Genomic DNA, 25,262 nt, shown 5'->3' on the forward strand with positions numbered 1-25,262 from the left:
TGACGTGGGCAGGTAATTGCCTCACTCTCAATAAATACGATCTTTATACCGCCACGGGCGGCAACGAACGAGTAGCAATAGATGAGTCTGAACCTGGTAAGTGAACATTTGCTCGCAGCGAACGGCCTGAGCCATCAGGACCTGTTCTCCATTCTTGGTCAACTGACCGAACGCCGCCTCGACTACGGCGATCTCTATTTCCAGTCGAGCTATCACGAATCCTGGGTTTTAGAAGACAGCATCATTAAAGATGGCTCTTACAACATCGACCAGGGCGTCGGCGTGCGCGCCGTCAGCGGGGAGAAAACCGGTTTTGCTTATGCCGATCAGATTAGCCTCGCCGCACTTGAGCAGAGCGCGCAGGCCGCGCGCACCATTGTGCGTGATACCGGAGATGGTCGCGTGAAAACGCTGGGTGAAGTGCAGCACGCTGCGCTCTATACCAGCATCGACCCGCTGCAAAGCATGAGCCGCGAAGAGAAGCTCGACATCCTGCGTCGCGTGGACAAAGTGGCTCGCGCGGCGGATAAACGCGTGCAGGAAGTCTCTGCCAGCCTGACCGGTGTTTATGAACTGATCCTGGTGGCGGCGACGGACGGTACCCTGGCGGCGGATGTTCGCCCGCTGGTGCGTCTCTCTATCAGCGTGCAGGTTGAAGACGACGGCAAGCGCGAGCGCGGCTCAAGCGGTGGCGGCGGTCGTTTTGGCTACGACTGGTTCCTCGGCGACGTTGACGGCGAAGCGCGCGCGGATGCGTGGGCAAAAGAAGCCGTGCGCATGGCGCTGGTCAACCTGTCTGCCGTGGCGGCTCCTGCCGGTACGCTGCCGGTGGTTTTGGGCGCAGGCTGGCCTGGCGTGCTGCTGCACGAAGCGGTCGGTCACGGCCTTGAGGGTGATTTCAACCGTCGCGGGACGTCCGTATTCAGCGGTCAGATGGGGCAGCTTGTCTCCTCCGAACTGTGTACCGTGGTGGATGATGGCACCATGCTCGACCGTCGCGGCTCGATTTCTATCGACGATGAAGGCACGCCGGGCCAGTACAATGTGCTGATCGAAAACGGCGTACTGAAAGGCTACATGCAGGACAAGCTTAACGCGCGCCTGATGGGCGTAGCGCCAACGGGTAACGGCCGTCGTGAATCCTACGCGCACCTGCCGATGCCGCGCATGACCAACACCTACATGTTGCCGGGCAAATCCACGCCGCAGGAGATTATCGAATCCGTTGATTACGGGATCTTCGCGCCAAACTTTGGCGGCGGTCAGGTGGATATCACCTCCGGCAAATTTGTCTTCTCTACCTCAGAGGCGTATCTGATTGAGAAGGGCAAAGTGACCAAAGCGGTGAAGGGTGCAACCCTGATTGGCTCCGGCATTGAGGCCATGCAGCAGATTTCCATGGTCGGTAACGATCTGAAGCTGGATAACGGCGTGGGCGTTTGCGGCAAAGAGGGCCAGAGCCTGCCTGTGGGCGTCGGTCAGCCTACGCTGAAAGTAGATAATCTGACGGTGGGCGGCACGGCGTAAATTTTCCCCCGCACCCTAACCCTCTCCCCAACGGGGAGAGGGGAAAAGCCTACTCTTTCCTTCTGCCCCGCATGCCCTGAAACAGCTCCGCCACTTCCACAAAATAGTCCGTCAGATAGTTAATACAGACCTGCACCTTCAGCGGCAGCTTGTCCTTTTCCGTATAGAGCGCGTACACCGGACGCGGATCGGACTGGTAGCGCGGGAAGAGGATCTCCAGCACGCCGCTGTTGATCTCGTTGATCACCCACATCAGCGGTACGTAGGCGATCCCGGCCCCGGCCACCAGCCAGCGTGAGATGGTCATCGGATCGTTGGTGACGAAGCGGCCTTCAGGCAGCAGTTTAGTGGAAAGCCCTTCCGGCGCGATCAGTTCAAATTCGTTATCTGGCCGAACGCTGTATTCCAGCCACGAGTGGTTGCTCAGATCGGCAGGTTTCTCCGGCACGCCATACTGTGCCAGGTAGCTTTTCGAAGCGCAGACCACCATCGGCATGCTGCCCAGTCGACGCGAGAACAGGCTAGAGTCCTGCAACGCGCCAACGCGGATCACCACGTCTAACCCATCGGCAATCAGGTCCGGTGCCGGAATGCCCGTAACCAGATTAACGGTTAAACCGGGATACTCTTTCAGCATTTCCGCCGTCATGGCAGCGAGAACATTTTGTGCCATAGTTGAAGAACACCCGATACGCAGCGTGCCGATAGGCGTGTTGTTAAAGGCATAGAGCTGCTCGTGAACGTCCTGCACTTCATGCAGCATTCGACGGCAGCCCTGATAGTAAATTTTACCCGCTTCCGTCAGCCCGATGCTGCGGGTGCTGCGGTTGAGCAGCTTCACCTGAAGCTCATCTTCCAGTTTTGACACTGTCTGGCTAATGGATGAGACGCTCATTTGTAGCTGACGTGCTGCGGCGGTAAAAGAGCCTTGCTCAACCACTTTCGCAAAGACGGACATGCGTTTTAGACGTTCCATTATTCACTCTGACTTAAAAGTGATTTAGATCACATATGATAGATAACAGCATAACAGTTACGTTAATATATTATTAATTACATAACGGCTGCGCCACTCTCGCCCGGCAATTCTTGCTCTCCTGCGGCGGCGCGAGCTTAAAAATCCAGTAACCTGCACTCTCTTTAATCAAGGTCAACATGAGTCTGTTTCCCGTTATCGTGGTGTTCGGTTTGTCGTTCCCACCGATATTTTTCGAGCTTCTTTTATCACTGGCGATCTTCTGGCTGGTGCGCAAGGTGCTGGTCCCTACCGGGATTTATGATTTCGTCTGGCATCCTGCATTGTTCAATACCGCGCTGTATTGCTGCCTGTTCTATTTAATATCGCGCATGTTTGTCTGAGGTTGATGTGAAAACGCTAACAAGAAAAATCTCCCGCACTGCCATCACTATGGCGCTGGTCATCCTGGCGTTCATCGCTATTTTTCGCGCCTGGGTTTATTACACCGAATCCCCGTGGACGCGCGATGCGCGTTTCAGCGCGGAGGTGGTCGCGATAGCGCCCGATGTCGCCGGTCTCATTACGGCAGTCAACGTCCACGATAACCAACTGGTGAAAAAAGATCAGGTGCTGTTCACCATCGACCAGCCGCGCTATCAAAAAGCGCTGGAAGAAGCGGAAGCAGACGTGGCGTATTACAACGCGCTGGCCTCTGAAAAACGCCGTGAAGCAGGACGCCGTAACAAGCTGGGCATCCAGGCCATGTCCCGGGAAGAGATTGACCAGTCCAATAACGTGCTGCAAACCGTGCTGCATCAGCTGGCAAAAGCGCAGGCGACGCGCGATCTGGCGAAGCTCGATCTGGAACGTACCGTTATCCGCGCCCCGTCCGATGGCTGGGTGACCAACCTCAATGTCTATGCGGGCGAGTTTATCACGCGCGGCTCTACGGCCGTGGCGCTGGTGAAACAGAACTCTTTCTACGTCCTCGCCTATATGGAAGAGACCAAGCTGGAAGGCGTGCGTCCGGGCTATCGCGCCGAAATCACGCCGCTCGGCAGCAACCGGGTCCTGAAGGGAACCGTGGACAGCGTGGCCGCGGGGGTGACCAACTCCAGCAGTACCAATGATTCAAAAGGGATGGCGACCGTCGATTCTAACCTCGAGTGGGTTCGTCTGGCGCAGCGCGTACCGGTACGCATTCGTCTGGATGAGCAGCAGAGCAACCTCTGGCCCGCAGGCACCACGGCGACGGTGGTGATCACGGGTGAAAAAGACCGTGATGCCAGCCAGGATTCGATCTTCCGTCAAATCGCCCATCGCCTGCGCGAGTTTGGTTGATCGCTATGGGCATTTTCTCCATCGCCAGCCAGCACATCCGCTTCGCCGTGAAGCTGGCATGCGCCATTGTGCTGGCGCTGTTTGTTGGCTTCCATTTCCAGCTTGAAACGCCGCGCTGGGCCGTTCTGACCGCCGCGATCGTCGCCGCCGGTCCTGCCTTCGCGGCGGGTGGCGAACCTTACTCCGGGGCAATTCGCTATCGCGGGATGCTGCGTATTATCGGCACCTTTATCGGCTGTATCGCCGCCCTGACCATTATCATCCTGATGATCCGCACGCCGCTGCTGATGCTGATTGTATGCTGTATCTGGGCGGGTTTTTGCACCTGGGTCTCTTCGCTGGTGAAGGTGGAGAACTCGTACGCCTGGGGTCTGGCGGGATATACCGCGCTGATTATTATCATCACCATTCAGAGTGAACCGCTGCTTGCTCCGCAGTTCGCCGTGGAACGTTGCAGCGAGATTGTCATTGGTATCGTCTGCGCGATTGTCGCAGACCTGCTCTTCTCTCCGCGATCCATCAAGCAGGAAGTCGATCGTGAGCTGGACGCGCTGATTGTTGCTCAGTACCAGCTCATGCAGCTGTGCATTAAGCACGGCGACAGCGAAGAGGTCGACAAGGCCTGGAGTGCGCTGGTGCGCCGCACGCAGGCGCTGGAAGGGATGCGCAGTAACCTCAATATGGAGTCTTCCCGCTGGGAGCGGGCCAACCGTCGTCTGAAAGCGATCAATACCGTCTCGTTAACGCTGATCACCCAGGCGTGTGAAACCTACCTGATTCAGAACACCCGCCCCGAAGTGGTAACGGATACTTTCCGCGAACTGTTTGATGAGCCTGTGGAGACGGTGCAGGACGTGCATCGACAGCTTAAACGCATGCGTCGTGTGATTGCGTGGACAGGAGAACGGGATACGCCAGTCACCATTTATACCTGGGTAGGCGCCGCAACGCGCTACCTGCTCCTGAAACGCGGCGTGATTAGCAACACCAAAATCAGTGCGGCGGAAGAAGAGGTGTTACAGGGCGAAGTGGTGATCAAACCGGAATCCGCCGAGCGCCATCATGCGATGGTTAACTTCTGGCGTACCACCCTGGCCTGTATACTCGGCACGCTGTTCTGGCTGTGGACCGGCTGGACGTCTGGCAGCGGCGCGATGGTGATGATTGCCGTCGTCACCGCGCTGGCGATGCGTCTGCCCAACCCGCGCATGGTCGCGATCGATTTTCTGTACGGCACCATTGCGGCGTTACCCATTGGCGCGCTCTACTTCCTGGTGATTATTCCCTCGACGCAGCAAAGCATGCTTTTGCTCTGCATCAGCCTGGCGGTGATGGCGTTCTTTATCGGGATTGAGGTACAAAAACGCCGTCTGGGATCGTTAGGCGCACTGGCGAGTACGATTAACATCATCGTGCTGGATAACCCGATGACCTTCCATTTCAGTCAGTTCCTGGATAGCGCACTAGGTCAGCTGGTGGGCTGTTTCCTGGCAATGATGGTGATCCTGCTGGTGCGGGATAACTCTCAGGCGCGGACAGGGCGCGTGCTACTGAATCAGTTTGTATCGGCCGCCGTATCGTCCTTGACCACCAACACCGCGCGGCGCAAGGAGAACCACCTGCCGGCGCTCTATCAGCAGCTGTTCCTGTTGCTGAATAAATTCCCGGGCGATGTCGCCCGCTTCCGCCTGGCGTTAACCATGATTATCGCGCACCAGCGTCTGCGGAACGCGCCAGTGCCGATCAACGACGATTTGTCCGCCTTCCACCGCCAGCTACGGCGCACGGCGGACCATGTGATATCGGCATCCAGTGATGACAAACGTCGCCGCTACTTTAAGCAACTGCTGGAGGAGCTGGATATCTACCAGGAGAAACTGCGGAGCTGGGAAGCGCCGCCGCAGGTTACCGAGCCGGTAGAGCGGCTGGTGTTTATGCTGCACCGCTACCAGAATGCGCTGACAGACAGCTAACGAAGAGAAAACCGACGCCAAAAGCGTCGGTTTTTTTGTGGCTATACTTATTTTTGCAGGTTCAAACATTCAGGAAGGGAGGACACATGACAACCCAGGCTCTTCAGGACAGTATTCTTTTTCAGACCGGGTATCTGGTCAACGGTATCTGGAAAACACTCGACACCACGTTTGATGTGCTAAACCCGGCCACGGGCGAGGTCATTGCGAAAGTGGCGAAAGCAGGAAAAGCCGAAACCGAAGAGGCCATTGTGGCCGCGACGAAGGCCTTTCCCGCATGGCGCTCAAAAACGGCAAAAGAGCGTTCCGCGATCCTCTATCGCTGGTATGAACTGATTATCGAGAACAAAAGCTGGCTCGGGCGGCTGATGACTACCGAGCAGGGCAAGCCGCTGAAAGAGGCTGAAGGTGAGGTGGACTACGCTGCCAGTTTCATTCAGTGGTTTGCCGAGCAGGCCAAGCGCGCCAACGGTGAAATCATTCCTCCGGTTAAACCTGGCTCCCGTATTCTGGCCACTCGTGAACCTGTCGGGGTGGTTGCTGCTATCACGCCATGGAATTTCCCGATGGCTATGCTCACCCGTAAGCTCGGCCCGGCGCTGGCAGCAGGATGTACCGGCGTGATCAAACCTGCAAACAACACGCCGCTGAGCGCCTTTGCGCTGCTGACGCTGGCGAAGCAGGCCGGTGTGCCGGATGGTGTGCTGAATGCGGTCGCGGGGAGCACCTCAGAAATTAGCGACGCCATTATGGCCAGCCATGACGTGCGCAAAATCTCGTTTACGGGTTCAACCGCCGTCGGGAAAACGCTGGTTCGCAATTCCGCAGAGACCATGAAAAAGGTATCGATGGAGCTGGGCGGTAATGCGCCGTATATCGTTTTCGAGGACGCGGATATTGATGCCGCCGTCAAAGGCGCGATCGCCAATAAGTTCCGTAACGCCGGGCAGGTCTGCGTCAGCGTAAACCGTTTCTATATTCAGGAGACGGTCTATGACAAGTTCGTCAATCAACTTGCCGATGCGGTGAAGGCGCTGAAGGTGGGTAACGGTCTGGACGAGGGCGTCGTTGTCGGCCCGCTGATTGAGCCTTCGGCTGTCGAGAAAGTGCGTGAGCACGTCGAAGATGCGGTAGCGAAGGGCGCCACGGTGCTGGCTGGGGGTAAACCGCACGAACTTGGCGGCAACTTCTGGATGCCAACCGTACTCGGTGACTGCCATGAAGGCATGAAGCTGGCAGAAGAGGAGACCTTTGGTCCCGTTGCCGCCTGCTTCCGCTTCACGTCGGAAGACGAAGTGGTTATGCGCGCTAACAATACGCCTTACGGGCTGGCGGCCTACTTTTATACCCAGAATCTTTCGCGCGTGTTCCGCGTCTCACAGGCCATTGAGAGCGGCATGATCGGAATTAATGAATGTGCGGTCTCGACCGAACTGGGTCCGTTTGGGGGCGTAAAAGAGTCCGGGCTGGGCCGCGAGGGGTCCGTGCTGGGGCTGGAGGAGTTTCTGGAAGTTAAAACCCTGCATATCGGGGGATTATAATAGACAGGGCGGCATTTGCCGCCCGCCTGTACCGGGTGGCTGGCAATGAAAATTTATACCTTTGATTTTGACGAAATTGAGAGTCAGGAAGACTTCTATCGCGAGTTTATTCGGGCGTTCGACCTGGAGCGGGGCAGCGTAAGCAATCTTGATATGCTGTGGGATGTGGTTACCGGCGACAGGCTGCCGTTACCGCTGGAAATCGAATTTACCCATCTGCCTGAAAAACTGCGCAGACGCTTTGGCGCATTGATTTTATTGTTTGATGAAGCGGAGGAGGAGCTGGAAGGGCAACTGCGTTTCAACGTGCGCCAGTGATAAAAAAGCCCCTGACCGGGAGGTCAGGGGCAAGTCGTATGATGAGATACGACGAGGGTTTATTTGTACAGTTCTGCGGTAGCGTGCCAGTGGTCGCCACTGCGCGCTTCGATGATGCGATAAGATGACGCACCCTGTTCTTCCGCTTTTTTGTTCAGCATTTCGTGCATGTCCATCGGAGACGTACCGATGGCACCAACAGAAACAGTCCCGATAGCCTGACGGGATTGTGCCTGTTCGGCATTAATGGTGTCGGCTGCAAACGCACCGAATGACAGGACTGACAGTACGCTCAGGGTAGCTACAGTGGTTTTAATTTTCATGATTATTTACCTCGTCAATTATTTTACTGGGGTCTTTGTTCTGTGACCCTCATCACAAAATCAAGTATACACTAATCACGCTAAAAATTAATACCAGGCTAATGGTTTCCTCTGTTATTACGTGTTAAAAAAATCATTTTTTATAACGCGAATGCATAAAAAAGGACGCCACAATGCAAGGTTTATGGTTTTTTCTTTCCTAAATCAAAGGGATAGATCAATTTGATTTTTTGTGCGGTTTTGCGGCAGATCATTCACTGAATGAATGTTAACAGGCGGTAAAAAGCACTATTTGCAAAAACAGCAGGCAGAGAAAAGCAGGGTAAAACGCGGAAGCAGCAGAATGATCCCCGCAGTCAGGCGCTACGGGGCAGACAATTACAACTCCTGTTCGAACAGGACCAGAATCGCTTCGTAGAGGTCTTTCACCGAGAAACCATTTGCCGGGGTGGTAAAAATGGTGTCATCACCGGCGATGGTCCCGAGGATCCCCTCTGCTTTACCCAGCGAGTCCAGCAGGCGGGCAATCAGCTGGGCTGCGCCCGGGCTGGTGTGGATCACGACCACGGCATCGTTATAGTCGATGTCCAGAACCAGGTTTTTCAGCGGGCTGGAGGTCGTTGGCACGCCAAGTTCAGCAGGCAGGCAATAAACCATTTCCATTTTGGCGTTGCGCGTACGCACCGCTCCAAACTTGGTTAACATGCGAGAGACCTTCGACTGGTTGATGTTGTCGAAGCCTTGTTCCTGCAACGCCTGAACAATTTCTCCCTGAGAACTGAATTTCTCTTCTTTGAGTAGCGCTTTAAACGCCTTCACTAATTCTTCTTGCTTAGACGAGCTTCGCATAAGTCACCCGGAATATGACGATAGAAACAACATTATTATGCATGTGGATGAATTTTTATGCAAATTATCTACCTGATGCCAGGCTGAAATAATGTTATGAAAGGGAGAGATTTTATCAGATTTCGTTATCGGAAAACATGCCTGGGTCACGCCGCGCAAATAACCTTAAAAGTAAATTAAATGTTATCAAAATGATGTTGTTTTGGTGGCGTGGCAGGGTGTATTGTAACCCCCTCTTAATTCGTTGTTGCCTACAGCCCGATAGTATTCAGGTGAAGGTGAAAGACGTGCGACCTCAAATTCTTTAGCGATGAAAATTGTAATTAATGACGTGCTGAATTATGGTCGCCGCAACGGAGTTACAGATACTTAAGTTAACCATAATAAGGAGTTTAGGATGAAAGTCGCAGTCCTCGGCGCTGCTGGTGGTATCGGCCAGGCGCTTGCCCTACTACTGAAAACCCAACTGCCTTCAGGCTCAGAACTCTCCCTGTACGATATTGCTCCGGTAACCCCAGGTGTGGCGGTTGACCTGAGCCACATCCCGACAGCTGTGAAAATCAAAGGCTTCTCCGGTGAAGATGCGCGTCCTGCGTTGCAGGGTGCCGACGTGGTGCTGATCTCCGCGGGTGTTGCACGTAAACCGGGTATGGATCGTTCAGACCTGTTCAACGTCAACGCGGGCATCGTGAAAAACCTGGTTCAGCAGATCGCTGAAACCTGCCCGAAAGCGTGCATCGGTATCATCACCAACCCGGTGAACACCACCGTTGCCATCGCAGCAGAAGTACTGAAGAAAGCAGGCGTTTACGACAAGAACAAACTGTTCGGCGTAACTACGCTGGATATCATCCGCTCCAACACCTTCGTGGCTGAGCTGAAAGGCAAGCAGCCAACGGAAGTGGAAGTGCCGGTTATCGGCGGTCACTCTGGCGTGACCATCCTGCCTCTGCTGTCGCAGATCCCGGGCGTGAGCTTCACCGAGCAGGAAGTGGCTGACCTGACTAAACGCATTCAGAACGCAGGCACCGAAGTGGTGGAAGCGAAGGCGGGTGGCGGTTCTGCAACCCTGTCTATGGGTCAGGCGGCGGCACGTTTCGGCCTGTCTCTGGTTCGCGCGTTGCAGGGCGAAAAAGGCGTTGTTGAATGCGCCTATGTTGAAGGCGACGGTGAACACGCGCGCTTCTTCTCTCAGCCGCTGCTGCTGGGTAAAAACGGTGTTGAAGAGCGTAAGTCTATCGGCACGCTGAGCGCGTTTGAGCAAAACGCGATGGAAGGCATGCTGGATACGCTGAAGAAAGACATCACGCTGGGCGAAGAGTTCGTTAACAAGTGATCTTGTCCCGGTAAAAAAAACGGAGCGCTAAGCTCCGTTTTTTTATGCCCGTCAGTTAGTGGCCGGGTATTCCTGGATGGTGACCTGGATCGTCAGCTTCTTGTCATTACGCATGACTTCAACAGGGATGATGGAGCCCGGGCGAATCTCAGCCACCTGGTCCATGGTTTCCAGCGCAGAGACCGCTGGCGTACCGTTGACGGAAAGGATAACGTCGTTCACCTGGATACCTGCATTGGCCGCCGGGCCGCCAGGCGCCACTTCGTTGACCACAATCCCCTGGATCTGATCGATACCACCGCCCTGCGTATGCATCGGTGCGATTTCACGCCCACCAATACCGATGTAGCCACGGATCACGCGGCCATCGCGGATCAGCTTGTCCATGATCTTGGTCGCCAGCTGGAATGGAATGGCAAAGCCAATCCCTTCCGGTGTTTCGCCGTCGTTGCTCTTGTCGAAGGAGAGGGTGTTAATGCCCATCAGTTCGCCCAGAGAGTTCACCAGCGCACCGCCGGAGTTACCGTGGTTGATAGAGGCATCGGTTTGCAGGAAGTTCTGCCGCCCTGACGGGTTCAGGCCGATTCGACCGGTCGCGCTGATGATCCCCTGAGTGATGGTCTGGCCCAGGTTGTACGGGTTACCGATCGCCAGTACCACATCGCCGATATGCGGCGTTCGTTTGCGATTAATCGGGATAGTCGGCAGACCGCCGGTGGCGTTGATCTTCAGCACCGCCAGATCGGTCAGGCTGTCCGACCCCACCAGCAGGGCTTCAAACACGCGGCCATCCTGCAAGGCGACGATAATCTGGTCGGCATCGTTAATGACGTGTTTATTGGTGATGATGTAGCCCCGGTCATCCATGATCACACCGGAACCGAGCGTGCGGATCTCCAGCTGGTTATGAGCAGAACTGTTAAGCCCGCGGTTATAGACGTTAACCACGGCGGGGGCGGCACGGCGTACCGCCTGATTGTACGTCGCAGGCGTTTCATCCGTGCTGTCGAACTGAGGAGCCGACAGTTTGTTGAACTGGCGTAAAGATGGCATAGCCACCAGCAGCAGACCGGCAACGATCAAACCAATGACAATTGAACGAAAGAGCTTTAAAAGCATGATGCGTGTGTCGTTAAAGAAGGAACGGTTTGCAGCATAACATGAGTTATCCGGACATCACACGCAGCGGCGATGCCCGGAGTCGCAAATGGTTAACGCAGTAAAATGTAGAGGGTATCGTTGCCACGGATAATTTGCAGGGCAATGACCGCCGGTTTACTCTCCAGCACCTTACGCATTTCGGCAATAGACTGCACGCGAGTACGGTTCACGCCCACGATCACGTCGTCCTGATGCAAACCTGCCTGCGCGGCCGGGCTGCTCTTCTCAACGGTAGTGACAGAAATGCCTTTCGTGCCGTTTTTAAGCTGACCGTCGCTCAGCGTAGCGCCCTGTAGAGCCGGGGAGATCTGTTCTGCGCTGGCGGAAGAGGAGGTGCTCTTGTCCAGCGTCACTTCCACGGTCAGCGGTTTGCCCTCGCGGATCAGGCCCAGCTTCACTTTAGCGCCAGGCTCCGTGGTGGCAATACGCGAACGTAATTCAGCGAAGCTGCTCAGCGGTTTATCGTTCAGGCTGACAATAACGTCACCGGATTTCACGCCCGCTTTCGCAGAGCCTGAGTTGGGCAGCACTTCGCTGACAAACGCCCCGCGCTGGACGTTGAGCTTAAAGGCTTTGGCGATATCGGCGCTCATCTCCATGCCTTTGATGCCCAGCAGACCGCGCTTAACCTCGCCAAACTGAATCAGCTGTTGAGACAGAGTTTTCGCCATGTTGCTCGGAATGGCAAAACCAATCCCGATGCTGCCGCCGCCTGGCGCGAGGATAGCGGTGTTGATGCCGATCAGCTCACCGTTCAGATTAAGCAGCGCACCGCCGGAGTTGCCCCGGTTGATGGAGGCATCGGTCTGGATGAAATTTTCCAGCCCTTCGAGATTCAGGCCGCTGCGCCCCAGGGCGGAGACAATTCCGGAGGTGGCGGTCTGGCCTAAGCCGAACGGGTTACCGACCGCGACAGCAAAATCACCGACGCGCAGCTTATCGGAATCAGCAATGGCGATCTGGGTCAGGTTGCTGGGGTTTTGTACCTGTAGCAGGGCGATATCACTCTGATCGTCACCGCCGATCAGTTTGGCGTCAAACTCCCGGCCATCATTCAGCTGAACGCTGATTTTATCGGCCTGGCTGATCACGTGGTTATTGGTCAGGATATAGCCCTTAGCCGCGTCGATAATTACCCCTGAGCCCAGACCTTCAAACGGCTGAGCCTGCTGATCCGGCGCGTCTTCGCCAAAATATTTCTTCAGCTCTTCGGGAATACGCTGGCTTTGGCGTGCCGTCCCTTCCACCTGAACGCTGACTACCGCAGGCAGGACTTTTTCAAGCATCGGCGCAAGGCTGGGAATGGCTTCTTGTCCAGGCACCTGCGAAGGCAGTGCCGCACTGACGGGGAAGGACGCCGAGAGAGATAACCCGACACTTAACGCTAAGGCGCTCAACAGCTGGTTTTTTTTCTTCATCGATGCTGACTCTCGTATCCTGGAATGAAAAAGAACGGCCCCAAAAACATCTTGATGTTATTGAATTTTCAACCGCTGAACAATGAGGTGTTTGACTAAATAATAGCTGGGGACGGGAAGAAAGGACGGGCGCATAAGGTGCGCCCGTAAAATTTATTCAGGTTGTGCGATTAATCGCGTTTTACGCCACCGCGCAGCAGGCCGGACGCGCCGTCTGAATAGTCGCGTGGCATCTGAACCGGTGCCTGATCGTTACCGGCTTCAGAATCAGCCAGACGATTGCGGAAGGGGTTGGTCTCCGCGGTCATTTCCGGCAGCAGGCTGCTGGAGCTTTTCGCCATGTGCTGGTAGAGCTGGCGATAATCTGTCGCCATGTTGTCCAGCAGCTCAGCGCTACGGGCAAAGTGGCTGACCAGCTCTTCGCGATATTCTTCCAGTTCGGCTTTGTTCTTTTCCAGTTCGTATTGCAGTGACTGCTGCTGACGCAATTTGCGGTTACCGAAACGCATGGCCACAGCACCAATGATGATGCCGACGACTAAACCGATTAGCGCATATTCCCAGGTCATGAACTTCTCCCGTTGTCTTGTTGTTCCGTAGGGTGTTGGCTCGGCTCCTGCCTGTGCCTGATTATGCCACTATAACCGCTATTTCCGCAGAAGTGGAATCCTGACGTATCATCGCGTAGTGTAGAACGGCCTTTTTTTCATCAGCCACGCGCGCTGGTGAGGTTTAACTAAAGGAATAACAACAACATCATGCAAAACCTGTCCCCTTCATCGCGTTACCAACTGGCCCTGAGCGAGGGCACACACCAGCCGGATGATGTCCAGCGTGAAGCGGTTAACCGCCTGGACACGATTTATCAGGAAATTCTGGCGAAACCCGCCGATGCGGTGCAGAGCAGTGGGCTGAAGGCGGCATTCGGCCGTTTACTGGGCAAAAAAGAGCCCACGGTAAACGCACCGGTTCGTGGATTATATATGTGGGGTGGCGTTGGGCGGGGTAAGACCTGGCTGATGGACATGTTCTACCAGAGCCTGCCCGGCACGCGTAAGCAGCGTCTGCACTTTCACCGTTTTATGCTGCGGGTCCATGAAGAGCTGACGGCGCTCCAGGGCGAAACCGACCCGCTGGAGATTGTGGCCGATCGTTTCAAGGCGGAAACGGACGTGCTCTGCTTCGACGAGTTCTTTGTTTCCGATATTACGGATGCCATGCTGCTGGGGGGCCTCATGAAAGCGCTGTTTGCGCGTGGGATCACCCTGGTGGCGACCTCAAATATCCCGCCGGATGAGCTTTATCGCAATGGTCTTCAGCGGGCGCGTTTCCTGCCAGCCATAGATGCCATTAAGCAGCACTGCGACATCATGAATGTCGATGCCGGCGTCGATTATCGTCTGCGCACATTAACGCAGGCGCACCTGTGGCTTTCACCGCTGAACGCCGACACAGCCAGCGAGATGGATAAACTCTGGCTGGCGCTGGCAGGGGCACCGCGGGATAACGCGCCAGCGCTGGAGATTAATCATCGCCCGTTGTCGACGCTTGGCGTAGAGAACCAGACGCTGGCCGTCTCGTTTGCAACGCTCTGCGTGGACGCCCGCAGCCAGCATGACTACATTGCGCTTTCACGTCTGTTCCATACCGTTATGTTGTGGGATGTGCCCGTTATGACCCCACTCATGGAGAGCGAAGCGCGCCGCTTCATCGCGCTGGTAGATGAGTTTTACGAGCGCCACGTTAAGCTGGTGGTCAGCGCCGAGGTGCCTTTATATGAGATCTATCAGGGCGAGCGCCTGAAGTTTGAGTTCCAGCGCTGCCTGTCGCGCCTGCAAGAGATGCAGAGCGAAGAGTACCTCAAGCGTGAGCATATGCCGTAATAAATGCGCCCCTCTCCCCGTGGGAGAGGGGCTGGGGGTGAGGGCACCAGACCGCACAGTACGCAACCCCGAAAAACCCATTCCAAATCACATTTAAGGGTCGATCTTTGACCTCAACTTCTCTATAATCTTGCGACCCCACGTTACGAGAAGGTTTTTTTCCCGAAACTTTCTATGTGTCGGCATGTGCTATTCGAAGGGGTAGGTTTGCCGGACTTTGTCGTGTGAACCTCAACTGACTAAACGTTTGGGTGTTCACCAACGTGTAACTTATTATTTGGGTAAGCTTTTAATGAAAACTTTTACAGCTAAACCAGAAACCGTACAGCGCGACTGGTATGTTGTTGACGCGACCGGTAAAACTCTGGGCCGTCTGGCTACTGAACTGGCTCGTCGCCTGCGCGGTAAGCATAAAGCGGAATACACTCCGCACGTTGATACCGGTGATTACATCATCGTTCTGAACGCTGACAAAGTTGCTGTTACCGGCAACAAGCGTACTGACAAAATGTACTACCACCACACCGGCCACATCGGTGGTATCAAAGAAGCGACCTTTGAAGAGATGATTGCCCGCCGTCCTGAGCGTGTGATTGAAATCGCGGTTAAAGGCATGCTGCCAAAAGGCCCGCTGGGTCGTGCTATGTTCCGTAAACTGAAAGTTTACGCAGGCAACGAGCACAACCACGCGGCACAGCAACCGCAAGTTCTTGACATCTAATCGGGATTATAGGCAATGGCTGAAAATCAATACTACGGCACTGGTCGCCGCAAAAGTTCCGCAGCTCGCGTTTTCATCAAACCGGGCAGTGGTAAAATCGTAATCAACCAGCGTTCTCTGGAACAATACTTCGGTCGCGAAACTGCCCGCATGGTAGTTCGCCAGCCGCTGGAACTGGTTGATATGGTAGAAAAACTGGATCTGTACATCACCGTTAAAGGTGGTGGTATCTCCGGTCAGGCAGGTGCGATCCGTCACGGTATCACCCGCGCTCTGATGGAGTACGACGAATCCCTGCGTTCTGAACTGCGTAAAGCTGGCTTCGTTACTCGTGACGCGCGTCAGGTTGAACGTAAGAAAGTGGGTCTGCGTAAAGCACGTCGTCGTCCACAGTTCTCCAAACGTTAATCCATTCTGCTTACGCAGAACGATTGGCGAAAAACCCGCTTCGGCGGGTTTTTTTATGGATAATACGCAGGTTATCCACAGTAACATTTCATATATCTTCTCTTTTTCCACATTTCCGGAATCCCCTCACCACAAAGCCATCAAAATCTGGTAAACTATCATCCAATTTTCTGCCCAAATATCGGTGAATACTCGATTTTTGTTCGATTCTTGAACAATGTGTCTTCTCTGGGATGGGCGATACATCATCTGGCTGGCCCCGTTGGGCTGGTAGCAGTAAAAATTCTGAATATACCTGGAGGTTTTCATGGCTGTCGCTGCCAACAAACGTTCGGTAATGACGCTGTTTTCTGGTCCTACTGACATTTATAGCCATCAGGTTCGTATCGTGCTGGCCGAGAAGGGTGTCAGTTTTGAGATCGAGCATGTGGAAAAGGATAACCCGCCTCAGGATCTGATCGATCTCAACCCGAGCCAAAGCGTACCGACGCTGGTGGATCGCGAGCTGACCCTGTGGGAATCCCGTATCATTATGGAATACCTGGATGAGCGTTTCCCGCATCCGCCGCTGATGCCTGTTTATCCTGTTGCGCGTGGTGAAAGCCGCCTGTACATGCAGCGTATCGAGAAAGACTGGTACTCGCTGATGAACGTTATTGTCAACGGTTCCTCTTCTGAAGCGGATGCTGCACGTAAACAGCTGCGTGAAGAGCTGCTGGCGATTGCGCCGGTATTTGGTCAAAAGCCTTTCTTCCTGAGCGACGAATTCAGCCTGGTAGATTGCTACCTGGCTCCGCTGCTGTGGCGTCTGCCAACCCTGGGCGTAGAGTTCAGCGGTCCTGGCGCGAAAGAGCTGAAAGGCTACATGACTCGCGTCTTTGAACGCGACTCTTTCCTGGCATCCTTAACTGAACCGGAACGTGAAATGCGTCTCGGCCGAGGCTAATGACTGTGGAAATGTCACAACTTTCACCACGCCGTCCGTATCTGCTGCGCGCCTTCTATGAATGGCTGCTGGATAACCAGCTCACGCCGCACCTGGTTGTGGATGTGACGTTGCCGGGCGTGCTGGTTCCAATGGAATACGCGCGCGACGGACAGATTGTACTGAATATTGCGCCACGCGCAGTGGGTAACCTGGAGCTGGCGAACGACGAAGTGCGCTTTAATGCGCGCTTCGGCGGCGTGCCGCGTCAGGTTTCCGTGCCGCTGGCAGCTGTGCTGGCTATCTACGCCCGTGAAAACGGTGCGGGCACCATGTTTGAGCCGGAAGCAGCTTATGATGAAGAGGTTGCCAGCCTGAATGATGAAGAGGGCGGCGTTGGGACCGAGAGCGAAACGGTGATGTCTGTGATTGATGGTGATAAGCCCGATCGCGAAGATGATAACGATCCTGATGACGATCCGCCGCCGCGCGGAGGACGTCCGGCATTACGCGTTGTAAAATAACGCTAACTCAATTTTAATCTTAACGGTCAGGTTTATGCCTGGCCGTTTTTTTTGGAGAAAATTATATATTTTTTAAATTGATCGAAAAATAAGAATATGGGACTGCATTTTTCGTTTTTTTTATCTCGAGAAGAATGGTTACAATAATAAACGCAATGAATAATTTAAGCGGGTAGCCTTGCGTAATACCCGATTTAATAATTCATGATTATTATATCAGAGAAACTAAAAGTATAAATTAAATTTGCTAAATTGCATATATTTATAAAAATAATATTATAAAGTTCCCCAGTGACAGCTCATATTGCAAAAATAGTTTTGTACCTGATGGAAACCTATTTTTAATTATCATATGTTAAGGATTAACGAATGAAAAAAGTTCTTATTGCCACCGCACTGTCTCTTTGCGTCGCTTCCGCATTTGCTGCTGATACCGCAGTATTGCAGGTAAAAGGTAAGCTGACAAATGCTGCCTGTACTCCAGAATTAAGTAAAGGTGGCGTAGTAGATTACGGTACTATTCACCTTGGTTCATTGTCTGCCAGCGCAGTAAACCAGTTAGGTCAGAATAATATCGATCTAACCATCACTTGTTCTGCTGCGACGAAAGTTTCGTGGACTATGGTTGACGATCGTGCAGAGACGAATGCGGGTTTAACCGTTAATAACGCAATGTTTACCGGTGCAAGCCTATCCAATTCTAGTCAGACCTACGGTGTAGGTAAAACAACGGGCGGCGTGAACATCGGCAGCTATGCAATGTTTGTTAAGGTTGATAGCGTAACCGCTGACGGGGCGACAGTTGATCCTATTTACACTCAGAATGGGGATACCTCCAAGTGGACCACGAGCACGAATGGTTCTAGTCAGGCTCAAAACATCCGTGAGTTTACTGTTGCAAAATCTGGCGAAAAAGTTCCATTGGCATTCCTGAGTGCAACATTCCCGCTGGTGACATCACTGGCTATTCAGGATACTACCACGCTGGCCATTACCGACGATACCACACTTGATGGTCAGCTGACTATCAGCCTGAAATATTTATAATATTTTAAAAGTTATAATATTTTAAAATCGGTATATTAATTAAAAAGGGAATAAACATATCTTGTTTATTCCTTTCTAACTACACGTGAACATGGAATGTTGTGTTGTGGATTAAAGGAGTGATAATTATGTCTTGTTTAAAGAAAACCTTACTGAAGTCCGTTATTGCTGCCGCTCTGTTTTCAGCTCAATTCTCGACGTATGCAGCAGGAATGGTTCCTGAAACCAGTTTACTGGTAATTGATGAGGCAACGCACAGCGGTACGATCAACGTTAAAAATACGGACAGCTTTCCGGCTCTGTTATATACCAATGTCCTTGATTTACCGGACGATCAGGGTTTAAAACTGATTTCCACCCAACCGGTGGTACGTCTGGAGCCTGGCCAGACCCAGCAGCTTCGTTTTATTTTACAAAATAAAGAACCGCTGGAGGCTGAGCACTATAAACGTGTGACGTTCGAGGGTATTCCGCCGAAAAGCGATAACAAGAACATTAAGATCGGATTTAATCTTCGTCAGGATTTGCCTGTGCTTATCCGTCCGGCGAAACTGGCGGTTGTTACCGATGCATGGAAGTACCTGGAATGGAACGCAACGGGTACAACGCTTACGGTGAAAAACCCCAGCAAATACGTTGTGCGTCTGGCACAAAACGTTATGACTCAGCCATCTGGCACCGCAGGCACGCTACCTAAAACGTATATTTTACCAGGCCAAAGTATGACCGCAACGCTGAAGAAAACGGTGAGCGGCGATAATAAAGTGAAATTTTTCCCGGCCAGTCGCTACGGTGTGGAAGTACCGAGCTTTGTTTCAGAATTAAATAAATAACACTCAATAGGGATATGACGGTGTGTAAAAAAAGCCGCCTTGCACTTTGTGTCCGCGCTATTCTTTGCGGCACATTACCTCTGGTAGTCCTCGCGTCACCCTCTTTGTATGCGAGGGAAGTGACGTTTGATACGGGCATTATTCAGTCACGTGGATTAAGCCCCGATTTAAACCATTACTTTGCACAAGCGCCACGATTCTTACCCGGCACACACTCTGTACAGGTTAAAGTGAATGGGAAAGATCGTGGTACGGCCGCTGCACGTTTTAATGAAGACGGCGAGCTCTGTATTGATAAAGATTTTCTGGATTTTGCCGGGATTATGCCTGTCCCGCTCAAGGCTGGCGAAGCGTGCCATGATATCCGCAGCGATTATGCGCAGGCGGTTGTCAACGCATTACCAAACCAGGACGCGGTAGAGCTTTATTTACCCCAGGAGGCAATTAACAGTTTAACCTCCAATATTAAACACTTTCAGCAAGGTGGCACGGCGGGGTTACTGAACTACTCATTATTCAGTACCCGTAACGAATATGGCGACAGCGATAACAGCCGCTATTCGCAGGCTAGCCTGGAGGCTGGCTTTAATACGATGGACTGGTCTGTGCGCAGCCGCTATATCCTGACGGATGATGATGGCGATAAAAATGCGGAAAGCATTTACACCTACGCGGAGCATGTATTTGTTCCCCAGCGCCTGACCATGCAGGTGGGTGAAATTAACGCCATGTCCGGTGTATTAAGCGGCGTGCCGATTACGGGGGTGCAGCTCATGCCCACCAACGGCCTGGAAAGGGACGGGACTGGCGTAAGCGTATCGGGTATCGCCCGTTCCTCGCAGGCGCGCGTTGAGGTGCGCCAGAGTGGTCGTCTCGTCTACAGTACGTTAGTGCCGGCGGGTCCGTTTACCCTGGACGATGTGCCAGTTGTCAGAAATAACGTCGATCTCGACGTGACTGTCGTGGAATCAGATGGCTCTTCAAGCCACTTCATTGTGCCTGCTTCCGCAGTCAGAACCCGCAAGCTGGGGCGTCCGCAGGGATTGACCATGTCTGTGGGCCAGGTACGGAGTATTGACAGCGATTATAGCGATCCGCTGGTCGTGAACGTCTCTGACGGCTGGCGTATCACACCATGGATGAACGTACTGGCATCCGGCGCAGTGGCAGAAAAGTATCAGGCTGCGGGCGGCAGCGCGGAGTTTATGCTCTCTGATATATGGGGCATCACGACTACCGCTGCGGCAAGTAAAGAGCAGTTTGGCGACAGTAATAGCGGGCTCAAAACCGAGCTGCAAAGCGATTTAACGCTGGGTGAACACGTGAGCCTTTCCGCCAGCGCAACGCATTTTAGCAGCGGTTACCGCGAGCTTGCCGATGCGCTGGATGATGAATTTCAGCCTAATGATAATACTTACAGCGGCAACGTAAGTTTTGCGACAGGGATTGCGGGTACGTTTAGCGCAGGGTTTAACTACAACCAGAGCGCAAACTACGAGGACAGCCGCTACCTGCTGCTGTCGTGGGGTAAAACCTTTAAATATGCCAGCATCACCGTGAACTGGCAGAGCGCCGTCGGAAATACTGATGACGAGCAGGATGACGATATGCTCTACGTCAACCTGAGCATTCCACTCGGTGGCTCGCAAAGCCTGAGCAGCTATATGCGCAAGCAGGGTGACAGAACCACCTATGGTGTCGCGAACAGCGGCGCCATTGGCGATAACACCAATTATTATATCTCTGCGGATCGTGATAACGATGACAATGAGAATAGCTTTAACGGCAATATCAACACTAACCTGCACTATACCCAGTTGAGCGTTGGTGGGGGCAGCAGCGGTAGTAACCAGCGCAACTATAGCGCAACGCTGACGGGCGGTATTGCAATGCATAAAGATGGTGTGACCTTCTCGCCGTACGCTATTAAAGATACGTTCGCCATCGCTAAGCTGAACGAGCCGAAGAGTGGTGTAGAGATTTCAACGCCGCAGGGCACCATCTGGACCGACCATTGGGGACAGGCTGTGGTACCGGGGCTGAATGAGTGGCGTAACTCCCGTATTGAAATTGATGCCAATAAGCTTCCGCCAAGCATGACGCTGGCGAACGGCATTAAATACGTTGCGGCAGGGCATGCTTCCGTCAGTGAAGTCAGCTTTAAAATTCTGAATAGCCGTCGCGTGATGCTGCGGGTGAAGAGAGCGGATGGTACACCACTGGCGAAGGGGTTATCCATTGTTGATGAGAAGGGCAATTATATCGTCACCAGCGTGGATGACGGCCATGTGTTTATCAATGATGCCGATCAGCTGAAAGGGCTGTATGCCATGGATGACAATAACAATCGGCTTTGTCAGATTCACTATACCTTAAGTGATAAAAAAGATGACGAAGCGTTCTATGAGGAAGTAAACGGAGTATGCCAATGAAGACTCAGCGCGTAATCAAAGTAGCGACGTTTCTGGCGTTTTGTTTACCCGGTTTGACGCTTGCCGAAGATTGTCAGATCACGCTTTCTCAGCCCATTGTAGATTATAAACAGCTCAAGCGTGACGATATTGTTACGTCTCAGCAAAGCTGGCATAAATTGCCGGAACGGGAAGTTACCGTGAATGTGTTTTGTCCAGACAAACAGAAGCTGGCAGTGCTTTTACAGGGTAATGCTGGAGAGAAAGGTCGCTTCCGTTTTGGTCAGAATGGCGGTGTCGCAGTTAAAATTGATGATATGAATGTTGATGGCAAAAGCTATACCGTGGGTAAAACGGTTGATCAGCTTAACTTTACGCCGGAAAGCGGGTCGCCTTCGCCATTCTATTTAAGAAATAATGAAGCCGTCGTCGCGGTTGAAAATAACCAGGCCGTTACGGGCCAGCAGATGACATTTACAGCTACGATATTCCCTGTGCTTAATGAAAGTGCATTCAGTAATAATGCCGATCAAACAACGCTGGAAAGCGATTTAAGCTGGAAAATATTGCAAAATAATCCATAGGCAATGTGGTGATGATATCGTAATAACGTTATCTTTAAGCGTTGCAGGATTGTTTTATCACGAATGGTACGCCATTCAATTAGTAAGTGCGGAATATACAACCCATTCTTTACATGAATAAAAGATTGGGTTGGGTTTCCGTGAATCAATAATGTTAAGGATTAACAAATGAAAAAAGTTCTTCTCGCTACCGCGTTGTCTCTTTGTGTCGCTTCCGCATTTGCTGCTGATACCGCAGTATTGCAGGTAAAAGGTAAGCTGACAAATGCCGCCTGTACTCCTCAGTTAAGTAACGGCGGTGTCGTAGATTATGGCACTATCCATTTGGGTGAGCTCTCTGCAACAGCTGTTAACCAGTTAGGTGACAAAGATATTAACCTGACGATTACATGCGGTGCGCCTACTCAGGTTGGTTGGGTTGTGAATGACGATCGCGAGTCAAGTAAGGCTGGTATTAATGTCGATTTCAACGGCACAATGCAAAACATTTCTTACTATCAGTATGGCGTAGGTAAAACCACAGGTGGTGTGAATATTGGTAACTATATGCTTTTCATCAAAAATAAGAAAGTCACCATTGATGGGCAAGAGGGCGACGAAATTTTTTCAAACGTCGACTGGAATGGCTCTAAATGGGAATCAGGCGGTGCGGTTCGCAGCGACGGTATCTCCATTATCAGTGCCGCAACCACAGGCACAACGACCCCTGTTGCATTTACCACTGCGGTTTTCCCACTGGTTACCTCTCTGGCTATTCAGGGGACCGATACGCTGGCGATTACTGACGATACATCTTTAGATGGTCAGGCAACAATTACCCTGAAATACCTTTAAGTTATTTAGGTATTAATATCCCGCTCTGTCGTTGTGTAAGGCTATATTAGCATTTACGCTTACAGCGGATTATTTAGGTTTGAATATGTAGAGGGAGTAACTTCCCTCTTTGTTTAGAAAATTCTGTTTTTAATAGCGAGAGTAGCCCACTTTATTAAAAGCAGAAAGAACATTTACATTAACGTTAAGAATTAACAAATGAAAAATGTTGTATTGGCTTCTATGCTTGTCATGTTTGTATCTTCTGCCTTTGCCGCAGACACCGCCGTACTGAAAGTCACAGGCGTTCTGACAAATAGCAGTTGCATCCCTGAAATCAGCGGCGGTGGCGTGGTAGATTACGGTACGATCCACCTGTCAGCCCTGAACACCACTGCTATTAACCAGCTAGGCCAGAAAGATTTCTCTCTTTCTATTACCTGCCCTGCGCTGACCAAAGCGGGCTTTAGCGTTTCTGACGACCGTACTGGTACTGCGCCAAACATTATGGTTAAAGATGGTGCGGGTAACGGTAACGATATTATTCAGCCGCTCAATATGTTTGGTCTGAATAAGACCGCAGGAAACGTTAACATCGGTAACTACACCATTTTCGTGAAAAACGACACGATTACTGCTGATGGTGCCACTGTTGGGGCGATCTACAGCGCAGACAACGGCACCAGCTGGTCTGATAACGGCACACTGATGGTTAATGACGGTAGCCAGATTGTATCCGTTGCTACAGTTGGCAGCACCGCGCCAGTTGCGTTTAAAAACCTGGTCATTCCGATGGCGGTTTCTGCTGCGATTCAGGATACCAATACGCTGGCTATTACTGATGATACCAACATGGATGGTCAGGCAACGTTTACCATCAAGTATCTGTAATATTCAGAAACTGGCAGAATATAAAAATAATGCCCGGCATTGCCGGGCATTATTATTTACACTTCGAGGAAGTTCATGATCCCATCAGCCGCTTTACGACCTTCGGCAATCGCCGTGACCACCAGGTCAGAGCCACGAACGATGTCGCCACCGGCGAAGATTTTCGGGTTGCTGGTCTGGAACGCGTTGTCGCTGCCTTCTGGCGCAATGATGCGGCCCTGAGAGTCCAGCTCTACGCTGTGCTTCGCCAGCCACTCCATGCTGTGAGGACGGAAACCAAACGCCATCACCACGGCGTCAGCCGGGATCACGTGTTCAGAACCGGCCACGATCTCCGCGCGACGACGGCCTTTCGCATCTGGCGCACCCATCTCCGTGCGCGCCATCTTCACGCCGCTCACTTTACCATTGGCATTCACTTCAATACCCAGAGGCTGAATGTTGAACTGGAACTCGACGCCCTCTTCACGCGCGTTTTTCACTTCGCGTTTAGAACCCGGCATGTTCTCTTCGTCACGACGGTAGGCACAGATGACATGCGCCGCATTCTGACGAATGGAGGTACGCACGCAGTCCATCGCGGTATCACCGCCGCCCAGCACCACCACGCGTTTGCCTTCCATACTGACGAACGGCTCATCGGCGGTCTCGCCGTAGCCCATTAGCTGTTTGGTATTCGCAATCAGGAACGGCAGCGCGTCGTACACGCCTGGCGCATCTTCGTTCTCCAGACCACCGCGCATGGACTGATAGGTTCCCACGCCCAGGAACACGGCGTCGTAATCTTTCAGCAGGTCGTCGAGCTGTACGTCGCGGCCCACTTCGGTGTTGAGTTTGAACTCAATGCCCATGCCGGTGAAGATTTCGCGGCGGCGGGTCATGACCTCTTTCTCCAGCTTGAAGGCCGGGATACCGAAGGTCAGCAGGCCGCCAATCTCTGGGTGGCGATCGAAGACCACCGCCTTCACGCCGTTACGGGTCAGCACGTCCGCACAGGCCAGGCCTGCCGGGCCCGCGCCGATAATCGCCACGCGCTTGTCGGTTTGACGCACACCGGTCATATCCGGACGCCAGCCCATCTCGAACGCTTTATCGTTGATATAGCGTTCGATGTTGCCGATGGTCACCGCGCCAAACTCGTCGTTCAGCGTACAGGAGCCTTCACACAGACGATCCTGAGGGCACACGCGGCCGCACACTTCCGGCAGGGTGTTGGTCTGATGAGACAGCTCGGCGGCTTCAAAAATACGCCCTTCGTTGGCCAGCTTCAGCCAGTTCGGGATGTAGTTATGGACCGGACACTTCCATTCGCAGTAAGGGTTACCGCAGGACAGGCAGCGGTCTGCCTGTGCTTTGGCCTGGCCTTCTGAAAACGGCTCGTAGATTTCAACAAATTCAATTTTACGGATCTTCAGCGGTTTCTTTGGCGGATCAACACGCTGAAGGTCGATAAACTGGTAAACGTTCTGGCTCATCT

Annotated in this window: 25 protein-coding genes; 18 read left to right on the forward strand and 7 right to left on the reverse strand. The window is 52.8% G+C overall.

Annotated elements, in window-relative coordinates:
* Window positions 1-81: 81 nt before the first annotated feature.
* Window positions 82-1,527 (forward strand): metalloprotease TldD, encoded by a 1,446-nt coding sequence (gene tldD, locus ACOTXL_RS12075; protein ID WP_003860414.1) that lies wholly within the window; start codon window positions 82-84, stop codon window positions 1,525-1,527.
* A gap of 49 nt (window positions 1,528-1,576) precedes the next feature.
* Here the strand turns inward: tldD and aaeR are convergent, their stop codons facing one another.
* Window positions 1,577-2,503 carry an HTH-type transcriptional activator AaeR gene (gene aaeR, locus ACOTXL_RS12080; protein WP_003860415.1) on the reverse strand — a complete coding sequence of 309 codons (927 nt, stop codon included), beginning with the start codon at window positions 2,501-2,503 and terminating at the stop codon, window positions 1,577-1,579.
* A gap of 179 nt (window positions 2,504-2,682) precedes the next feature.
* Here aaeR and aaeX point away from each other — a divergent pair, with 179 nt between their 5' ends.
* The 5 genes from aaeX to ACOTXL_RS12105 all read left to right on the forward strand — a co-directional run bounded on the left by aaeX (window position 2,683) and on the right by ACOTXL_RS12105 (window position 7,658).
* On the forward strand, window positions 2,683-2,886 hold the full coding sequence (gene aaeX / locus ACOTXL_RS12085) for a p-hydroxybenzoic acid efflux pump operon protein AaeX (RefSeq protein ID WP_003860416.1): 204 nt from the start codon (window positions 2,683-2,685) through the stop codon (window positions 2,884-2,886).
* Between the two features lie 7 nt (window positions 2,887-2,893).
* The gene (gene aaeA / locus ACOTXL_RS12090) at window positions 2,894-3,826 is read left to right on the forward strand and encodes a p-hydroxybenzoic acid efflux pump subunit AaeA (protein ID WP_003860417.1); all 933 of its coding nucleotides are present in this window, start codon (window positions 2,894-2,896) and stop codon (window positions 3,824-3,826) included.
* Window positions 3,827-3,831: 5 nt separating this feature from the next.
* On the forward strand, window positions 3,832-5,799 hold the full coding sequence (gene aaeB / locus ACOTXL_RS12095; RefSeq protein WP_045346571.1) for a p-hydroxybenzoic acid efflux pump subunit AaeB: 1,968 nt from the start codon (window positions 3,832-3,834) through the stop codon (window positions 5,797-5,799).
* Window positions 5,800-5,885: 86 nt separating this feature from the next.
* Window positions 5,886-7,340, forward strand: coding sequence for an NAD-dependent succinate-semialdehyde dehydrogenase (locus tag ACOTXL_RS12100; RefSeq protein ID WP_045332468.1), 1,455 nt, complete (start codon window positions 5,886-5,888; stop codon window positions 7,338-7,340).
* Window positions 7,341-7,385: 45 nt separating this feature from the next.
* Window positions 7,386-7,658 (forward strand): barstar family protein, encoded by a 273-nt coding sequence (locus ACOTXL_RS12105; RefSeq protein WP_003860424.1) that lies wholly within the window; start codon window positions 7,386-7,388, stop codon window positions 7,656-7,658.
* Window positions 7,659-7,717: 59 nt separating this feature from the next.
* Here the strand turns inward: ACOTXL_RS12105 and yhcN are convergent, their stop codons facing one another.
* Window positions 7,718-7,981, reverse strand: coding sequence for a peroxide/acid stress response protein YhcN (yhcN, locus tag ACOTXL_RS12110; RefSeq protein WP_003860426.1), 264 nt, complete (start codon window positions 7,979-7,981; stop codon window positions 7,718-7,720).
* Between the two features lie 378 nt (window positions 7,982-8,359).
* Window positions 8,360-8,830 carry a transcriptional regulator ArgR gene (gene argR / locus ACOTXL_RS12115; protein WP_003860428.1) on the reverse strand — a complete coding sequence of 157 codons (471 nt, stop codon included), beginning with the start codon at window positions 8,828-8,830 and terminating at the stop codon, window positions 8,360-8,362.
* Between the two features lie 397 nt (window positions 8,831-9,227).
* Here argR and mdh point away from each other — a divergent pair, with 397 nt between their 5' ends.
* Complete coding sequence (gene mdh, locus ACOTXL_RS12120) at window positions 9,228-10,166, forward strand: malate dehydrogenase (protein WP_003860429.1); 939 nt, start codon at window positions 9,228-9,230, stop codon at window positions 10,164-10,166.
* A 51-nt stretch (window positions 10,167-10,217) separates the two neighbouring features.
* Here mdh and degS read toward each other — a convergent pair whose 3' ends face one another.
* The 3 genes from degS to zapG form a co-directional block, all read right to left on the reverse strand.
* Complete coding sequence (degS, locus tag ACOTXL_RS12125; protein WP_003860430.1) at window positions 10,218-11,285, reverse strand: outer membrane-stress sensor serine endopeptidase DegS; 1,068 nt, start codon at window positions 11,283-11,285, stop codon at window positions 10,218-10,220.
* A gap of 92 nt (window positions 11,286-11,377) precedes the next feature.
* The gene (gene degQ, locus ACOTXL_RS12130) at window positions 11,378-12,745 is read right to left on the reverse strand and encodes a serine endoprotease DegQ (RefSeq protein WP_003860431.1); all 1,368 of its coding nucleotides are present in this window, start codon (window positions 12,743-12,745) and stop codon (window positions 11,378-11,380) included.
* A gap of 170 nt (window positions 12,746-12,915) precedes the next feature.
* Window positions 12,916-13,314, reverse strand: coding sequence for a Z-ring associated protein ZapG (gene zapG, locus ACOTXL_RS12135; RefSeq protein WP_003860432.1), 399 nt, complete (start codon window positions 13,312-13,314; stop codon window positions 12,916-12,918).
* A 189-nt stretch (window positions 13,315-13,503) separates the two neighbouring features.
* Between zapG and zapE the strand changes: the two genes are divergently transcribed.
* From zapE to ACOTXL_RS12190, 11 genes are all read left to right on the forward strand, one after another.
* Window positions 13,504-14,628 carry a cell division protein ZapE gene (gene zapE, locus ACOTXL_RS12140; RefSeq protein WP_023314916.1) on the forward strand — a complete coding sequence of 375 codons (1,125 nt, stop codon included), beginning with the start codon at window positions 13,504-13,506 and terminating at the stop codon, window positions 14,626-14,628.
* Window positions 14,629-14,920: 292 nt separating this feature from the next.
* Window positions 14,921-15,349, forward strand: coding sequence for a 50S ribosomal protein L13 (gene rplM, locus ACOTXL_RS12145; RefSeq protein WP_003860434.1), 429 nt, complete (start codon window positions 14,921-14,923; stop codon window positions 15,347-15,349).
* A 15-nt stretch (window positions 15,350-15,364) separates the two neighbouring features.
* Window positions 15,365-15,757 carry a 30S ribosomal protein S9 gene (gene rpsI, locus ACOTXL_RS12150; protein WP_003860436.1) on the forward strand — a complete coding sequence of 131 codons (393 nt, stop codon included), beginning with the start codon at window positions 15,365-15,367 and terminating at the stop codon, window positions 15,755-15,757.
* A 307-nt stretch (window positions 15,758-16,064) separates the two neighbouring features.
* Window positions 16,065-16,703, forward strand: a complete 639-nt coding sequence (gene sspA / locus ACOTXL_RS12155) for a stringent starvation protein SspA (protein WP_003860438.1) — start codon at window positions 16,065-16,067, stop codon at window positions 16,701-16,703.
* Between the two features lie 5 nt (window positions 16,704-16,708).
* Window positions 16,709-17,206, forward strand: a complete 498-nt coding sequence (gene sspB, locus ACOTXL_RS12160; protein ID WP_003860440.1) for a ClpXP protease specificity-enhancing factor — start codon at window positions 16,709-16,711, stop codon at window positions 17,204-17,206.
* Window positions 17,207-17,575: 369 nt separating this feature from the next.
* Window positions 17,576-18,253, forward strand: coding sequence for a DUF1120 domain-containing protein (locus ACOTXL_RS12165; protein WP_023323800.1), 678 nt, complete (start codon window positions 17,576-17,578; stop codon window positions 18,251-18,253).
* 128 nt (window positions 18,254-18,381) lie between these two features.
* Window positions 18,382-19,086 carry a fimbria/pilus chaperone family protein gene (locus tag ACOTXL_RS12170; protein ID WP_023323799.1) on the forward strand — a complete coding sequence of 235 codons (705 nt, stop codon included), beginning with the start codon at window positions 18,382-18,384 and terminating at the stop codon, window positions 19,084-19,086.
* Between the two features lie 14 nt (window positions 19,087-19,100).
* Complete coding sequence (locus ACOTXL_RS12175) at window positions 19,101-21,518, forward strand: fimbrial biogenesis outer membrane usher protein (RefSeq protein ID WP_023323798.1); 2,418 nt, start codon at window positions 19,101-19,103, stop codon at window positions 21,516-21,518.
* Entirely contained in the window at window positions 21,515-22,081 is a 567-nt protein-coding gene (locus ACOTXL_RS12180) for an outer membrane protein (protein WP_023323797.1), read from the forward strand. The genes ACOTXL_RS12175 and ACOTXL_RS12180 overlap by 4 nt, the downstream gene beginning before the upstream one ends.
* A 168-nt stretch (window positions 22,082-22,249) precedes the next feature.
* Window positions 22,250-22,915, forward strand: a complete 666-nt coding sequence (locus tag ACOTXL_RS12185; protein WP_023323796.1) for a DUF1120 domain-containing protein — start codon at window positions 22,250-22,252, stop codon at window positions 22,913-22,915.
* Window positions 22,916-23,113: 198 nt separating this feature from the next.
* Window positions 23,114-23,785: a DUF1120 domain-containing protein gene (locus ACOTXL_RS12190; protein ID WP_045350321.1), complete on the forward strand. Its 672-nt coding sequence runs from the start codon at window positions 23,114-23,116 to the stop codon at window positions 23,783-23,785.
* 56 nt (window positions 23,786-23,841) lie between these two features.
* Here ACOTXL_RS12190 and gltD read toward each other — a convergent pair whose 3' ends face one another.
* Window positions 23,842-25,260 carry a glutamate synthase subunit GltD gene (gene gltD, locus ACOTXL_RS12195; protein ID WP_017382721.1) on the reverse strand — a complete coding sequence of 473 codons (1,419 nt, stop codon included), beginning with the start codon at window positions 25,258-25,260 and terminating at the stop codon, window positions 23,842-23,844.
* Between the last annotated feature and the right edge of the window lie 2 nt (window positions 25,261-25,262).

The sequence above is a fragment of the Enterobacter cloacae complex sp. IR5402 genome, assembly GCF_049238125.1.
In the GTDB taxonomy this organism is placed as follows: domain Bacteria; phylum Pseudomonadota; class Gammaproteobacteria; order Enterobacterales; family Enterobacteriaceae; genus Enterobacter; species Enterobacter hormaechei_C.